The sequence below is a fragment of the Pseudomonas sp. KBS0710 genome, assembly GCF_005938045.2.
GTDB lineage: Bacteria > Pseudomonadota > Gammaproteobacteria > Pseudomonadales > Pseudomonadaceae > Aquipseudomonas.
Genome location: NZ_VCCF02000001.1, coordinates 3,494,898 through 3,510,006, shown reverse-complemented (window position 1 = coordinate 3,510,006; position 15,109 = coordinate 3,494,898). Strand labels below are relative to the sequence as shown.

At 59.4% G+C, this 15,109-nt stretch carries 16 protein-coding genes; 10 read left to right on the top strand and 6 right to left on the bottom strand.

The features are described from left to right. Positions 1-2: 2 nt before the first annotated feature. Positions 3-560 carry a helix-turn-helix domain-containing protein gene (locus FFI16_RS15765; RefSeq protein ID WP_138815517.1) on the bottom strand — a complete coding sequence of 186 codons (558 nt, stop codon included), beginning with the start codon at positions 558-560 and terminating at the stop codon, positions 3-5. Between the two features lie 71 nt (positions 561-631). Continuing rightward, positions 632-1,669: a hypothetical protein gene (locus FFI16_RS15760; protein WP_138815518.1), complete on the bottom strand. Its 1,038-nt coding sequence runs from the start codon at positions 1,667-1,669 to the stop codon at positions 632-634. A gap of 213 nt (positions 1,670-1,882) precedes the next feature. Here FFI16_RS15760 and FFI16_RS15755 point away from each other — a divergent pair, with 213 nt between their 5' ends. After that, the gene (locus FFI16_RS15755) at positions 1,883-2,191 is read left to right on the top strand and encodes an RcnB family protein (RefSeq protein WP_056858063.1); all 309 of its coding nucleotides are present in this window, start codon (positions 1,883-1,885) and stop codon (positions 2,189-2,191) included. 78 nt (positions 2,192-2,269) lie between these two features. Here the strand turns inward: FFI16_RS15755 and FFI16_RS15750 are convergent, their stop codons facing one another. The 3 genes from FFI16_RS15750 to FFI16_RS15740 all read right to left on the bottom strand — a co-directional run bounded on the left by FFI16_RS15750 (position 2,270) and on the right by FFI16_RS15740 (position 4,437). Further along, positions 2,270-2,542 carry a DUF1652 domain-containing protein gene (locus FFI16_RS15750; RefSeq protein ID WP_017138988.1) on the bottom strand — a complete coding sequence of 91 codons (273 nt, stop codon included), beginning with the start codon at positions 2,540-2,542 and terminating at the stop codon, positions 2,270-2,272. Between the two features lie 14 nt (positions 2,543-2,556). Next, positions 2,557-2,808: a CsbD family protein gene (locus FFI16_RS15745; protein ID WP_138815519.1), complete on the bottom strand. Its 252-nt coding sequence runs from the start codon at positions 2,806-2,808 to the stop codon at positions 2,557-2,559. 132 nt (positions 2,809-2,940) lie between these two features. Then, complete coding sequence (locus FFI16_RS15740; protein WP_138815520.1) at positions 2,941-4,437, bottom strand: PAS domain S-box protein; 1,497 nt, start codon at positions 4,435-4,437, stop codon at positions 2,941-2,943. A 171-nt stretch (positions 4,438-4,608) separates the two neighbouring features. On the opposite strand from FFI16_RS15740, the gene FFI16_RS15735 reads away from it, so the two are divergent. From FFI16_RS15735 to FFI16_RS15700, 8 genes are all read left to right on the top strand, one after another. Then, positions 4,609-5,577, top strand: a complete 969-nt coding sequence (locus tag FFI16_RS15735) for a hypothetical protein (RefSeq protein ID WP_138815521.1) — start codon at positions 4,609-4,611, stop codon at positions 5,575-5,577. A 130-nt stretch (positions 5,578-5,707) separates the two neighbouring features. Beyond that, positions 5,708-6,328 carry a hypothetical protein gene (locus tag FFI16_RS15730; RefSeq protein ID WP_138815522.1) on the top strand — a complete coding sequence of 207 codons (621 nt, stop codon included), beginning with the start codon at positions 5,708-5,710 and terminating at the stop codon, positions 6,326-6,328. An 89-nt stretch (positions 6,329-6,417) separates the two neighbouring features. After that, positions 6,418-6,762, top strand: coding sequence for an FKBP-type peptidyl-prolyl cis-trans isomerase (locus tag FFI16_RS15725; protein WP_138815523.1), 345 nt, complete (start codon positions 6,418-6,420; stop codon positions 6,760-6,762). A gap of 13 nt (positions 6,763-6,775) precedes the next feature. Continuing rightward, positions 6,776-7,360 (top strand): GNAT family N-acetyltransferase, encoded by a 585-nt coding sequence (locus FFI16_RS15720; RefSeq protein ID WP_138815524.1) that lies wholly within the window; start codon positions 6,776-6,778, stop codon positions 7,358-7,360. 486 nt (positions 7,361-7,846) lie between these two features. After that, positions 7,847-8,563, top strand: coding sequence for an MgtC/SapB family protein (locus FFI16_RS15715; RefSeq protein ID WP_138815525.1), 717 nt, complete (start codon positions 7,847-7,849; stop codon positions 8,561-8,563). Positions 8,564-8,845: 282 nt separating this feature from the next. Next, complete coding sequence (locus tag FFI16_RS15710) at positions 8,846-9,493, top strand: response regulator transcription factor (RefSeq protein ID WP_138817402.1); 648 nt, start codon at positions 8,846-8,848, stop codon at positions 9,491-9,493. A 6-nt stretch (positions 9,494-9,499) separates the two neighbouring features. After that, a complete protein-coding gene (locus tag FFI16_RS15705) occupies positions 9,500-13,126 on the top strand; it encodes a transporter substrate-binding domain-containing protein (RefSeq protein ID WP_138815526.1) in 3,627 nt (1,208 codons plus the stop codon). A 134-nt stretch (positions 13,127-13,260) separates the two neighbouring features. Continuing rightward, entirely contained in the window at positions 13,261-13,683 is a 423-nt protein-coding gene (locus FFI16_RS15700) for a chemotaxis protein CheY (RefSeq protein WP_138815527.1), read from the top strand. On the opposite strand, the gene dkgB is transcribed toward FFI16_RS15700, so the two are convergent. Next, positions 13,680-14,498 (bottom strand): 2,5-didehydrogluconate reductase DkgB, encoded by an 819-nt coding sequence (gene dkgB / locus FFI16_RS15695; RefSeq protein WP_138815528.1) that lies wholly within the window; start codon positions 14,496-14,498, stop codon positions 13,680-13,682. The genes FFI16_RS15700 and dkgB overlap by 4 nt on opposite strands. A 207-nt stretch (positions 14,499-14,705) precedes the next feature. Between dkgB and FFI16_RS15690 the strand changes: the two genes are divergently transcribed. Further along, positions 14,706-15,101 (top strand): carboxymuconolactone decarboxylase family protein, encoded by a 396-nt coding sequence (locus FFI16_RS15690; RefSeq protein ID WP_178112686.1) that lies wholly within the window; start codon positions 14,706-14,708, stop codon positions 15,099-15,101. Positions 15,102-15,109: the final 8 nt, after the last annotated feature.

Below are 15,109 nucleotides of genomic sequence, written 5' to 3'. Positions count from 1 at the left end.
TCCTAGTTGTAAACCCACAATACGCGGGCGGGCAGATCAGTCAGGTTGGCGTAGCGGCAATGGGCAAAACTGGCCAGGTGGAAGCTGTCGCCTTGGCCGAGGGTGACCGGATCGGCCTCACCCTCCACCCACAGCGTCAACTCGCCCTCCAGCACAAAACCGGCCTGCTCAGCGCGGTCGCTCATGGTTTGCTCGCCACTGTTGGCACCCGGTGCCAGCAGGCTGTCGAGCATCGAAAAGGCGCCGTGCATGCTTGGCGAAACCAGAATGTCGGTGATGCCATTGGCGTAATACACCGTGCGCCGCTCGTTGGGGCGCGTCACCCAATCCACCGCCTTGGGTTTGGGCAGGCTGTAGAAGTAGGTGGTGGGTACGTCGAGGGCGTGGCTGATGGCGGTGAGATCGGCCACGGTAGGGCGCGACAGGCCGCGTTCGACTTGAGACAAAAAGCCCACCGAACGCTCGATTTTTTGCGCGAGTTGGGCGAGGGTGAGCTTCTTGTGCTTGCGCAGGTCGTGGATAAGCACGGCCAGGGCGTCGAGTTCTTGTTGTTGGTTCATGAAATTTATGTCTAGAAATTTCATGAAAAATTACAGGAATTATTTCATATGAGCAACAGCGCGGCGGTCGATTAATCGACCTCGAGCTGATGTAGCCAGACGTTTTCGGTAATCAGGCGAGCAGGTATTACCGCCGAAGTTTTTCCTTCGCTCACCGCCCACACCTCGCACTGGCTGCGTAAGCTGCCGTCAGCAGAGGCTTCGGTACGACCATCATTACGGATGAGGTATTGCACTGACTCAAGTAGCTCAAGACCCGCCGGAATGGGCTGACCCGTTGCAATCAGAAAGTCGAGTTTGACCTTGGGCTCGCGCAATTCATCGGTTCGACCGAGGCCAACATCGGCGCAAATATCAATACCGAAGGGCAGGTCCGGGAGTAGCTGGTTGTCGAACAGAGGCACCAGTTGACAGCCGCGTTGATGTTTTGCGGTGGAGGTGCTCAGTTCATACACATTGACACTCAGTGTCTCGGAGAGTTGGTACACAAATACCAGGGGCGGGTCGCCGTCGAAAAGCTCCGGCGAGGCCGTTTCCGGATCGAAAATGATCAGCTCGTTATCCTTTTCTACAGCCTGCTCTGCTGACAGGCCCATGTAGTCGATCAAGGCGGTATTTCGTTTGGGCCACATTGAAATCAAGGGCGCGCCCCAAAACGATCGCTTCCCGAAATTGTTCCCGGCCACTACGTAATTCAAAGCCTCATAGCGCCGTGGGTTCTGTTTGCTGGGCGTTAACAATGCATTTGTACCCGGTAATATGACCAGGCGTCCCCAATGCCTGGCCGGGAAAGCGCGAATAATCTGCCTGACGTGCTGTTGAATTGTCCGGCGGTAAAACATTTCCAGCTGTTTAAGCTCTTGCACATTCTTGACGCTGCTCCACGGAATGTTCCAGTAGAGTTCGGGCGCGGTTACAAACGTAACCAGGGGCTTGAATGAATCGTCTTTGATGGCTGCCAATGAGCGCCTCATCGAGCTGATCAACTGCTCTGTGCGGCGATTCGTCTCACGCTTGGCAAATTCCAGAATTGACTCATGGGCGGCACGCAGTGAGTGGGTATCGGGAGTATTGGTTTGCAGCGAAAGTACTTGTATATGCTGTGTCATTTTGCAAAGTCCTCTGAGTTCTGAAAACCACAGCTCATGGCTGGGTTTGAATTGAGAACTCAGAGCACTGGGATGGCTATAGGACTTCTCCAGTTTTTGATGCGCGAACGTTGGGCCCTTTAGTCAACGAGCACGCCGCAGCATCTGCGGCTGAATGAATTGCCACGCCTGCGGTCGGAACCTGGGTACGCATCATTCATTGAAGGAGCCCCCATGAAGTCCAAGACCCTAGCCGCTTGCCTGCTGCTCACCGCTGGCCTGTCCACCGCCAGCTTTGTCGTGCAGGCCGGTGATACACCCCAGGAAACCGTGCAGCCTTCCAGCATCAATACGCGGGATTTGAAAGAAGGCGACCGCGCCCCGGATATCCTGATGCGCAAGGAGTCGGCGGTCAGCGACTGGAAAAAGCGCGGCCTCAAGCAGCCGGAGGCAGACAGCCAATGGGCACGGGTGGGGGACAAATTTGTGCTGCTCAAAACCACCAACGGCACCATTCTTGAGATCACCCCCGTCAAGCGATGATCGGTCTGTTTTCCTCGCGCTGGCGTTAAGGTAACCGGCCACACCGGTCGCGTTACCTCATCCATCACTTTTTGATTTTCATTGGGCCGTCGTTGAAGGCAAGTCATCCAGCGTGAGCTTGCCGACGTTGTTGCTTTGCAGCTCGTAGCGCAACTCTTCAACCATCTTGGCCACTTCTTGCGCGGTTTGCAGCCGGTTGGTGCTGATGCCTGTCACCACCAGGTCAACCCGGCCGGTTTCGGCGTCGTAGACCTTGAGGGTCAGGGACGCGTCCCGGCACAGGGTGAATTCGCAGGTCAGCGGCGATAAACCTTCTTCGATGCAGTTGCGCAATTGAGAGAGGGTAAACATGGGCCTCGGCCTCCTCAACGACGACGCAGCAACAGGCCCACAAGCAAACCGATACCGGCGACGACAGCCACGGTAGTCAGGGGTTTGTTTTTGGCGAAATCACCGACGGTCTCCAGCGCGTCGCCGTACGTTTGCTGCAGTTGACCTGCGGCCTGACGCGCTACACCTTCAGCCTGCAATTGTTCATCGCCGGCGAGGTTGCCGATAAAGCCCTGGGCCTTGCCGGCAACTTTTTCTACGGCGCCTTTGACTTGTTCGCTTTTCATCGTGCTTTCCTTGGAAGAGATCAAACCATTACGGCGCGGGACCAAAGGCCCTGCGCCCACTCCTCAAGGTTAAGCAGCACGCGCCAGTGCAATAAGGCGAATTTGCACTGGTCGCACTAGTGCATTTGCACTCTATGGTTTGCTTTTGACGCGCAGTTCGCCGGCAAACAAGCCGCGTTCCCTGGCCCATACAATGGCCGCGCTGCGGCTATGTACACCGAGTTTGGAGTACACCGTGGCCACATGGTTACGCACGGTGTTGGGTGCAAGCTTCAGGCGCGAGGCAATCTCTTTGTCGGCCAGGCCTTCGCAGATCAAACCCAGCACATCACGCTCTCGGGCGGTGAGGTCGGTAAAGGCCACGTTCGGCAGGTTGGGGCTGTTGACGCTCTTGGCGTTGGCCAGTTTTTCGATCAGGGTCTGGCTGAACCAGGAGGCGTCCTGCATCACTTCCTCGATGGCCGCCACCAGCTCCAGCTCCGAGCGTTTGCGTTCGGTGATGTTCATCAGCACCAGCAGGTAGCAGGGCACGTCCTCGATTATCACCGTGTCGGCGGAGACCACGCAGTCGATCACCTCGTTGCCTTTCTTGCGCACCTTGAGGTCCTGGCCTTCGAGGTTGCCGGCCTTTTCCAGGGTGGTGAACAATTGCGCTCCAGCCGGGGCGCTGTCGATGAAGTTGATGTCCTCGACGTTCTTGCCGATCAGTTCTTCGCTGGTGTAGCCGGTGATGCTCATGAACGCTTCGTTGATATCCACCACTTGCCGGTTGGCGGCGTTGCACACCAGGGTCGGCACCGGCGTCAGGCGGAAGGATTTGGCGAACCGTTCTTCGCTCTGGCGCAGGGCGGTCTCGGCCTTGCGCCGTGGTTCCAGGTCGGTGAAGGAAAACAGCATGCAGTCTTCCTCGTTCATGTCCAACGGCTGGCCGGCGACGATCACCAGTTTGCTGCCGCCTTCGGGCAGGCGCAGCTCGGCCTGCATCTGCGGGATGGTCGCGCCTTCGCCCAGCCGCTGGATGGCCAGGTCCTTGCGGTCGGCCTGTTCCAGCACGTCCAGTTCATACACGGATTTGCCGATGACCTGGTCGCGGTTGTAACCGGTCATCTCCAAAAAGCCCTGGTTGACCTTGATGTAGCGCAGGTCGCTGAGGCGGCAGATCACGGCAGGCGCCGGGTTGGCGTTGAAGGTTTTTTCAAAGCGCTGCTCGGCGCTGGCCCACTCGGTGGCGTCGCTGAGGATCAGCACCAACAGCTCTGGCTCGCCGTGGGCGTCCGTCAGCACCAGGCTGCGCAAGCGGTGGACCCAACTGCGGTCCTCGTCGGCGGCGGGGGTGACTTCCACCACCACATCGCTGAATTCTTCACCGGCTGCTATTCGGCTGAGCGGGTAGCTGTCCAACGGCAAGGGGTGGTTGTTGCGATAGCGCAAGGCGAAGCGCTTGGCGTATTGCTCGGTATTGGCGCCGAGCTGCTCGACCTCACTGACCCCGTGCATGGTCAGCGCGGCTTCGTTGGCCCACAGAATGGTCTGGTCGACTTCGGCCAGGATCACACCGTCCGATAACCCGGAGATGATCTGCTGCAATTGGCGGCGGTTGGTTTCTTTGGCAAGAACGTCCTGGGTCATGGTCTCTCCGGGGATGGGCGCATGAAGGGTACGACACCCAGGCCTCATGATAGTGCACACAGAGTGCCCGCTGCGGGGTGCGAATGCACCAGATGCTCTGGTGCATTTGAGCGGGGACGGCCGGCAACGGTCTCGCCAGACTGATACGGTCAACCACTCAAAGGATTAATCATGACAACTGTCTATGAAACCAACCGTTCACCGTTTCGCGTGTCCTGGAGCTCTGTGCTGGCGGGTAGTGCAATTGCCCTGGTGACCTACCTGGTGCTCAGTGTGCTGGGCACGGCCATTGGCGCCAGTGCCGTTAACCCGATGGAAGCGGGCAACCCACTGAGCGGCTTCGGCACCGGCGCCGGGATCTGGCTGTTTGTCTCGACCCTGGTGGCGGTCGGCCTCGGCGCCTTTGTGGCCGGGCGCACTGCACCGGACCGTGGCGGCCTGCACGGCTTACTGACCTGGACCTTCACCACCTTGCTTACCACCTGGCTGCTGGCTGGCCTGGCCGCCAGCGTGGTCGGCACCGCCGGTAACGTAGTGGGCAAAGGTTTGTCCGCCGCCGGCAGTGGTATCGCCGCTGCTGCGCCTGGGATCGGCAACAGCATCAAGCAGCAGTTGAACGAGCAAGGCATCCAACTGGACTGGAACAGCCTGCAAGGCCAACTCGACACCTTGCTCAAGCAAAGCGGCAAGCCTGAACTGGACCCGGCCAACGTCGAGCAGAAAACCGACCAGGCCGCCGCTGATGGCAAGCAATCGGCCAAGGACGCCGCGACCAACCCTGTACAGGCCGGTGATGAGTTGAAGCAGTGGTTCGAACGCGTCAAAGCCTCCGGCGAGCCTGCGTTGAATGCAGCGGATAAAGACGCGCTGGTCAACATCGTGGCCGCCCGTACCGGCAAGAGCAAAGCCGAAGCCACGCAGATTGTCGACAACTATGCCCAGGCTTATCAGCAAGCCATGCAAAAGGTTGATGAGCTGAAACAGCAAGCCGAGCAGAAAGCCCGTGAAGCCGGTGAAGTAGCGGCTAAACAGCTGTCCCGCGCAGCCTGGAGCACCTTGGCCATGTTGCTGTTGGGCGCAGCCTTGAGCTTCTTTGTGGGTCGTACCGCGCTGACCACGCGTCGCGTGCCGTTGGCTTAAGCCGGGAATGTGCGGCAGGGACGCCGCTGTTGTCTGGTACCCACCGGTTATGGTGTGAACTCGCTAACCCCTGCGCCCGAATGAATGCGTAAAATACCGGCTTTTTACGTGTATCACGCAAAGGTGCCCCTTGAGCGCAGGCAAAGCTGTCGGACTGTTATTACTCACTTCCCTGTTGGCGGCGTGCGGTACTTCGCCGCCACGCACGCCAAACGACATCTGCGGCATCTTCCGTGAAAAAGACGACTGGTACGACGCCGCCAAGGTCACGCAAAAGCGCTGGGGCGTGCCGATCCAGGTGCCGTTCGCGATCATGTATCAAGAGTCGGGCTTCCGCCAGGATGCCAAGACCCCGCGCAAATACCTGTTATGGATCATCCCCTGGGGACGCGTGTCCACCGCCGAAGGCTATTCCCAGGCCAAGGATGAAGTGTGGAACGACTACCGCAAGAGCACCGGCCGCAGCGGAGCCAGCCGCCAGGACTTCGATGATTCCATCGACTTTGTGGGTTGGTACATGGACAAGACCTACACCATCAACGGCGTCTACAAATACGACGCCTACGGCCAATACCTGAACTACCACGAAGGCTGGGGCGGCTATCGCCAGCGTACCTATGCGGCCAAAACCTGGCTGCCGCCGGTGGCGAGCAAAGTGCAGGCGCGCTCGCAGATGTACGCCGCGCAATATGCGCGCTGCAAGGATGATTTGGGCCGGGGGTTCTGGAGCCGGTTCTGGCATTGGTTGTAAGAAACTCAGAAGGGTGTGGCGAGGGCGCACTTGCCAAGCTCACTCTATTCTGGGAAAACCCCAGCCTTTACCTATCCAACGAGAGCCCCATGAGCAACGACGAACTGCAGATCACCGACACCCGCCAGGGCACCGGCAAAACCGTGGTCAAGGGCGCGCTGATCACCACCCAATACACCGGCACCCTCGAAGACGGCACCGTGTTCGATTCGTCCTGGGAGCGCGGTAAACCGTTCCAGTGCGTGATCGGCACCGGGCGGGTGATCAAGGGGTGGGATCAAGGCTTGATGGGCATGCAGGTCGGCGGCGTGCGCACACTGTTTGTGCCAGCGCACCTGGCCTATGGCGAGCGTTCGATGGGCGCGCATATCAAGCCCCACAGTAATCTGCGTTTTGAAATCGAGTTGCTGGAAGTGCTGACGCGCGACGATTAAAGGGGAAATAAACATGGAAGTTGGTTGCTCACTCGAAGGTATTCGGGTGGTTGAACTGCACGGCGGCGACGCGGGTGAGCTGCAGTGTTTTTTTGACCAGGCCCCCGAGTATTTCATCGCGGTCAATGGTGAACCGGCATCACCGACCGAAGCGCACGAAGAGTTGCAGGGCTATTTGCCTGCAGGTTGGCATTGCAGTCGGATGTACTGGCTGGGTTATCGCGATGCGCAGGACCAACTGGTTGCCGTGGTGAACATCGCCGCAGATTTGCTGGCTGTCGGCGTATGGCATATCGGTTTGCTGCTGGTGCATACGCGCCTGCACGGCACCGGGCTTGCGCGGCAACTGCATGCCGATCTTGAAACCTGGGCGGTGCACAACGGTGCCCAGTGGCTGCGGTTGACGGTGGTGGTCGGCAATACCAAGGCCGAGCGCTTCTGGCCCAAGCTTGGGTATGTGCAGGTGCGCACGCGTGAAGGCATCAGGATGGGGCGGCAGGTGAACAGGGTGTCGATTCGGGTCAAACCCGTTGCCGGCGGGCAACTGCATGATTACCTGAAACTGGTTGAGCGGGATCGGCCCGATATGCCGTCATAACGGACGTACACAGCTCCCATATTTGACCTTCGCCTTGTCCAAAAAACAGTTCCTGAACTCACCCTGAACAATCCATCCAAACGCCATCGGTAAATTTTCCTACGGTTTACTCCCGCGAAAACCGGGCGTAAACTCCGCGCGTTTTCATCAATAGCGGAGACCCTCAGTGGGTACTTGTTCGAGTGACAGTCGTCGGCCGGTTTCGGTAACCGGCACCTACTTGGCAAGGTAACGCGCATTTTTCCTGATGCCGTTGTCTCGCCTCACAAAGCGAGAAGCGGCATAGCGGCAGCGGCCAGTCCTGGCTCCTGCCTGCATCCCTCTCATCGACGCTGACCAGCACCTGAAATCAATCAGGATGCTACGGACGCGCCTGCCATTTACGGTGGGCGAGCCAAGCTGACTGTGCCTTAACAACGGGCGCGGTGCAGTGGGTCGTACCTGCACGAAGGTTTCTGGCATGCGCAGCAGTCATGGAGAATTTTTATGCAGGCAATCAACAACATCAACCTCAACTCATTGGTCGATACCGTGGTCAGCCTCACCGCGGCGTTCGTCCTCGGTGGCTTGATCGGCTTTGAGCGCCAGTACCGCCAACGCACGGCGGGCTTGCGCACTAATGTGCTGGTGGCGGTGGGCGCGGCGATTTTTGTCGACATGGCCAACCGCCTGGGCGGCGCCGAAGGCGCGGTGCGAGTGGTCGCGTACGTGGTCTCGGGCATCGGCTTTTTGGGCGCCGGCGTGATCATGCGTGAAGAAGGCAATGTGCGGGGGCTCAACACCGCCGCCACACTGTGGGCATCGGCGGCAGTGGGGGCGTGTGCGGGGGCCGACCTGATCCTCGAAGCGCTGCTGGGCACGCTGTTTGTGCTGGCGGCCAACACCTTGCTGCGGCCGATCGTCAATAACATCAACCGCCAGCCTTTGGACGTGGTGTCGGCGGAGGTCACCAACATCCTCTATGTCATCGCCCGGCGCAGCCAGCAGCAGGCGGTGATGGTGCTGCTGGAAGCCGAGCTTGCGCGCTGCAACTACCCGGCCAGCGACGTTGACGTGCGGCCGTTCGGCAGCGAAGAAGTGGAGATCGAGGCGACCCTGGTGGCCACTTCAGTAGATGGCGACGAACTGGACGCGCTGGTGGCGCGAATTTCCACCTCGACCCTGGTGGTACAGGCGTTCTGGAGCCCGAGTACCACCGACTAGCAAGCGCTTGCAGAGGCCGCTCTGCGAGGAAAAGTCCTACATGCGAATGGGATTGCCCCTTCGGTCAAAACGTTATTTCGTTGTTAAGGTTGCGCACTTGCAGCCAGACGGTGGTAACGGTTTGGCGATACGTGCTCGGCATGTTTTCGATCGAAAGGGGCCAGGCTTGGCCTGGCTATTCGCCTGAGTGAAAAACCGTCCGCTGGTCGGAACTGTTATTTCTCACAGGTACCTGTGTCCCGTGTGCTGTGTAAGGGTGCTTATTCTTCTCAGGGTAGTTATATGATCAAAGCGTCAGGTAGTGGAAACAAAGCACTAATTGTGGATGACCATCCGTTCATCCGCGCAACTGTCAGGCATTTGTTGAAGGCCGAAGGGTTCACTGATATCGATGAAGCCGGTACAGGCGCGGATGCTCTCCAAAAGGTGAGAGAGGGGCGCCCCGCCTTGATCATTCTCGACCTGGCCATTCCAAAGCTGGGTGGGCTGGAAGTGATCAGCCGGGTCAAGGCGCTGGGTGTGCCGTGCAAAATTCTGGTACTGACGTCGTTTCTGCCCGAGTTTTTTTCCACGCGGTGCATGCGTGCCGGCGCCATGGGGTTTGTCGCCAAGACGGGGGAGCTGGAGGAACTGCAAAAAGCGATCAGGGCGGTGATGTCCAACTACAACTGCTTCCCCAGCCTGCCGAGCAGTTCGGTACGCCGTGATGATTTGCAGGCGACCGAGTACGAGTTGGTGCAGTTGCTTTCGGATCGCGAAGTGGCTGTGCTGAGGATGTTGGCGCTGGGTTTCAACAACAACAAAATCGCTGCAGATATGCTGCTGAGCCACAAGACCATCAGCACCTATAAAACCCGGCTCAAGGAGAAGCTGCGTATGACATCCGTGGTGCACATGGCCAAGTTTGCCCAGCGTAATCACCTGATCTGATTCCCTATGATCCTTACCCAGGTTCGGTGGTTGATCATGGCGTTGTCGATGAGCCTGCTGCCGATGTTCGCCATCGCCCTTGATGAGCCTCACACCTTACGGTTGTTGGGGCATGCAAGCCTCGATGGGAATAGCCCGCCCGTGGTGCTGGGCGAAGCTGACTGGCACTGGCTGCGTGAGCGGCGCACTCTGTTGATGGGGGTTTCCGCGCCGGATTACGGGCCTTTCGAACTGACCAACAACAACGACGAACTGGAGGGCGTGACGGCCGACTATGCAAAGCTGCTCGCCCAGGCGCTGAATGTCAGCGTTGAAGTGCGCCGCTATGACACCCGTGATGAGGTGATCGAGGCGCTCAAACACGGCGCCATCGACTTCCTCGGTTCGGCCAACGGGTTTGAAGCCGGGGACCCACAACTGGTCCTGTCGCGTTCCTATGCCAATGATCAGCCGGTGCTGGTCACTCGCACCGGTGACACCCAATCCCTGAGTGTCGACCTGGCCGGCAAGCGTGTGGCGATGCTTTATCACTATATGCCGCCCGATGTGGTCGAGGCTTTTTACCCCAAGGCCCATGTGGAGCTGTTTGCGTCGGTTTTCGAAGCCATCGGCGCCGTGGCCTTCGGTCGCGCCGATGTCTACCTCGGCGATGCCATCAGCGCCCACTATCAGATCAACCGCAACCACCTCAATAATGTACAACTGGCGGATTTTTCCACCTTGGAGTCCAACGCGTTCGCGTTTGCGGTGGCCCGCGACAACATCCGCATGCTGCGCATAATCAACAGCGCGCTGAGGTCGATTCCGGGTAACCAGCAGCTGGATATATTGCGTCGTTGGAGTGCTGGCAACCTTGGTTTTCTGGGGGCCGAACGGCTGCACCTGAGTACCAGCGAGCAACGCTGGCTGGAGAAACACCCGCGTGTCAGGGTGGTGGCGTCCGACCAGATGCTGCCGTTGGCATCCTTCACCGCGCAGGGGCGATCAGAGGGTTTGAGTGCCGACGTTCTGACCCGGATCAGCCTGCGCACCGGCTTGAAGTTCGATGTAGTCCCAGGCGGCTCGATGCCCCAGCAAATCGAGACGGTCCGTTCCGGCAGGGCGGACATGATGGCGGTGGTTTCCCCCAGCATCGAGGGTTCTGATCAGGTGCGCTTTACACGGCCGTATCTGACCAATCCGCTGGTGCTGGTCACCCGCAGCGACGATCCTGGCACCATGACTTTGGAGAATATGCTGGGCAAGCGTCTGGCGCTGCCCAGCGGCAACGCACTGCGTGAGATCATCAACCGTGACTATCCCGGTATCCACTTCGTTGAGGCGAAGAACCCTACGGATGCCATGGCGCTGGTGGCTAACGGCAGCGCCGAGGGTGCCGTCAGTTCATTGATCTATGCGCGCTACCTGATCGCCTTTGAGTACCGCGACCGTTTGCAAGTGAGCAGCACCGTCGGCTCTGAACCCGTGCGTATGACGTTCGGGGTCAACCGGGGTCAGTTGGAGCTGTACTCGATACTGGACAAGGCGTTGCTGAGCATCCCGCCTCAGGAAATGGATGAGCTGGTCAGCCAATGGCGCACCGATGTCATCATCGAAGACCATTGGCTACGCCACCGCAGTGCGATTATCCAAGGGTTCGGCCTGGCGGTGATATTGCTGCTGATTACCCTGGGATGGGCGATTTACCTGCGCAGCCTGATCCGTAAGCGGGCTCAGGCCGAACGGGCGTTGAGCGACCAGATGCGCTTTATGGGCGTGCTGATCGACGGTACGCCGCACCCAATCTACGTGCGTGATCGCCAGGGCCGGCTGATGGCGTGCAACAGTGCTTACCTGGATGTCTTTGGCTTCAAGCTGGAAGCAGTGATCGGCAAGACGGTCATCGAAACCGATACCGGCAACCCGCCGCAGGCCCAGTCTTTCCACGAGGATTACTTGCGGCTGATGGAGCGGGGCGAGCCGCAGATTCATGATCGGGTACTCAGGTTGCCCGCGGGCAAGGTGTTGACCATCTACCATTGGATGCTGCCGTACCGTGACGGCGACGAAAATGTCGTTGGCATGATTGCCGGTTGGGTCGATGTGAGCGAGCGCCAGCGGCTGTTGGGTCAGTTGCAGGAGGCCAAGGAAGACGCCGACGCCGCCAACCGTGCCAAGACCACGTTCCTGGCGACCATGAGCCACGAAATTCGCACCCCCATGAATGCGGTGATCGGCATGATAGAACTGGCGTTGGCCAATGCCGAACAGGGGCGTGCCGACCGCGATGCCCTGGAAGTAGCCTCGGTGGCCTCCCACGGCATGCTGGAGTTGATCGGCGATATTCTGGATATCGCCCGAATCGAGTCCGGCCATCTGTCTTTGGCCCTGGAGCCCGCCAACCCCCATGAATTGTTGACGTCGGTGGCGCGGGTATTCGAAGGGCTGGCGCGGGCGAAGGGCCTGGCACTGCAGGTGGAGCTTGACCCGCAGATGGATTGCGCGGTGTTGATCGACCCGTTGCGATTCAAACAGGTGGTGTCCAACCTGCTGAGCAATGCCATCAAGTTTACCCATCAGGGCCAGGTACGTATGGGCGGGCGCTGTGGGCTGGGAGTGGATCCCAGCCAGTTGAACCTCAGTTTGTGGGTAGAAGACACTGGCATCGGCATCAGCGCTGAAGATCAGCAGCGGCTGTTCAACCCCTTTATCCAGGGCAGCAATACTGAGCAATCGGCGCGCAGCGGGTCGGGCCTGGGGCTGGTGATCAGCCGCACACTGTGTGAAATGATGGCGGGCAAGCTGCAATTGAGCAGTGCGTTGGGGCAGGGGACGCGCGTGGACGTGGCACTGACGCTGGCCAGGACGGCAGCAGTACTGGACGAAGGTTCGGCCACGCCGGCCCCCACCCAGCCCACCCGAGTACTGGACATCCTGGTGGTGGATGACTACCCGGCCAATCGCCTGCTGCTGGCCCGGCAACTGAACTTCCTGGGGCATCGCATTATCACCGCCAAAGACGGTGCCCAAGGCCTTGAATGCTGGCAAACCCACCGGCCTGATGTGGTTATCACCGATTGCAATATGCCCCTCAAGGATGGCTATGCCTTGGCGCGTGAGATCCGCGCGCAAGAGCGTGAGCAAGGTTTGCCCGCCTGCCTGCTGCTGGGGTTTACCGCCAATGCCCAGCCGGAAGAAACCGAGCGCTGCCGGCAGGCGGGCATGGATGGCTGCCTGTTCAAGCCCGCCGGGCTTGAGGATTTGCGCTCGGCGCTGGGTGCCTATGCGCTCAGCGCGGGTTCAACCACCGCTGAGCCGGGGTTTGATTTGAAGGCGTTGATCGTGGTGACGGGGGATGATCGCGCGGCGCTCAAGGAGCTGCTGAGCGCCTTGCTCGACAGCCTGGAGGTGGACCGCGCGATGCTGGCGTCGCTGCAACGCCAGCACCGTTTTGGTGAGCTGCACGACCTTGCACACCGCGTCAAAGGAGGGGCACGCATGGTCAAGGCCCAGGCATTGATCGCCAGCTGCGAAACGCTGGAAGCGGTGTGTGAACGCCAGGAGCGCAGCGCATTGGCCGCCGCAGTTATGGCGATAGACGTGGCGATTGGTGATTTGCATCAGCACATGGGTGAATATTACAAGCAGGCTTGACGGCAGTTGAGGGGCATTCGGTGGATTTGGGAGAACTCCTACATGAAGGGGGAACATGCCTGATTTTGTCTTCGGCATATGTCTGGAAAATGGACCAGGCTCACTGACGAGCGCTGCCAGCCCAGGGGTTCGCCATGCCGAACAAAGCACTGACTATCCTGATTGCCGATGAACAACACCTGCAACGACTGCACATCGAAAAAATGCTTAATCGGTTGGGTTACCACCGGATCGTGCCGGTGCAAACCTACCAAGAAGTCCAGATACTGACCGCTATCCCGGCCGAGCCCTTCGACGTGCTGATCATGAATGCGGGGCTGGCGGCGCAGGCCTGCGGGCCGCAGCCACAGGCGCGGCATGTGCTGCTTTATGACCATCAGGACCTGGGCAAGCCATCTGGCACAAAGCCTGGGGTGCTGGTGCGGTTGCCGGGCGTACCGGACAACATCAACCTCGAACACTTCATGGACATCATCGACCCACCCGAGGCCACGGCGGGCCTGCGGGTGTTGCCATGGTTGCGGGAGTTATCGCGCAAACCGCTGGCCGGGGTTTAGTCCCACTTCGGAGCGATGCCTTTTGGGCTGGTCAAACGATGGCCACGCTCCAGGGCGGCAATCTGCGCCATATCGGCGGTGCTCAAGGTCAGTTGCAGGGCCTTGAGATTGCTTTGCAGGTTGGCGCGTTTGGTCGACGACGGGATCACCGCGTAACCCAACTGCATGGCCCAGGCCAGCGTGACCTGCGCCGGTGTGGCTTGATGGCGCTCGGCGATCTGCTGGATCACCGGGTCTTTGAGCACTTCGCCGTAGGCCAGGGTCATGTACGAGGTGATCTGGATGCCATGGGCGGTGGCGAAATCCACGACCTTCTGGTTTTGCAGGTAGGGGTGCAGCTCGATCTGGTTGGTGGCGATGTTCTCGGCCCCCACCGCAGCGATTGCCTGCTTCATCAGGTCGATGGTGAAGTTGGAAATACCGATTTGACGGGTCAGGCCCAGGCGCTTGGCTTCCAGCAGCTGGCCCATGAATTCAGCGACCGGCACCTGGTCTTCCGGCGATGGCCAGTGGATCAATGTCAGGTCGAGGTAGTCGGTTTTGAGTTTGCGCAGGCTTTCGCGCAGGCTCGGGATCAACTGGCCTTCGGCGAAATTGGCGATCCAGATCTTGCTGGTGATAAACAGCTCATCACGCGCTACGCCGCTGGCGGCAATGGCTTGGCCGACTTCGGCTTCGTTTTCGTAGATCTGTGCGGTGTCGATGACGCGGTAGCCCAGCTCCAGGCCGGTGCTCACGGAGTCGATCACCACCTGGCCTTGCAGGCGGAAGGTGCCGAGGCCGAAGGCGGGGACGTTTTGGGTGGGGATAGACATCAGTAACTCCAGAGAGGGTGTGAACAATGGAGTCGAGTATCCGCCCGTCGTTCACTCGGAAAAACCGTCGATTGCGAAAAGGACTCTTGACCACACGTCACGAATACCCCAAGCCCTAAGCCTGTGGTTCTCGCTTGCAGGCTTCACTTGCCAACAGTAGGCGCGGCGCGGTATTCCAGAGTGCTCTATGCCAGCCTTGGAATGACCATGACCCAACACCTCACCGAATACGCCGACGCCAGCCCTGAAGTGCGTGCGATTTACGACGACATCATGCAAACACGCAAGGTCGATCAGGTGAACAACTTCTGGAAATGCCTGGCCGCCCACCCGCCGACGTTGCGCCGCACCTGGGAAAGCCTCAAGGAAATCATGGCACCGGGAGCACTCGACCCGTTGACCAAGGAGCTGCTCTATGTGGCGGTCAGTGTGACCAACAACTGCCCGTACTGCATTGCTTCCCACACCGCCGCCGCACGCAAGGCCGGCATGACCGACGAGATGTTTGGCGAGTTGCAGGCCGTGGTCGGCATGGCCAACGAGACCAACCGCCTGGCTACCGGCTACCGTGTGCCGGTGGACGATATGTTCAAGTGGCCGTGATATTCAGC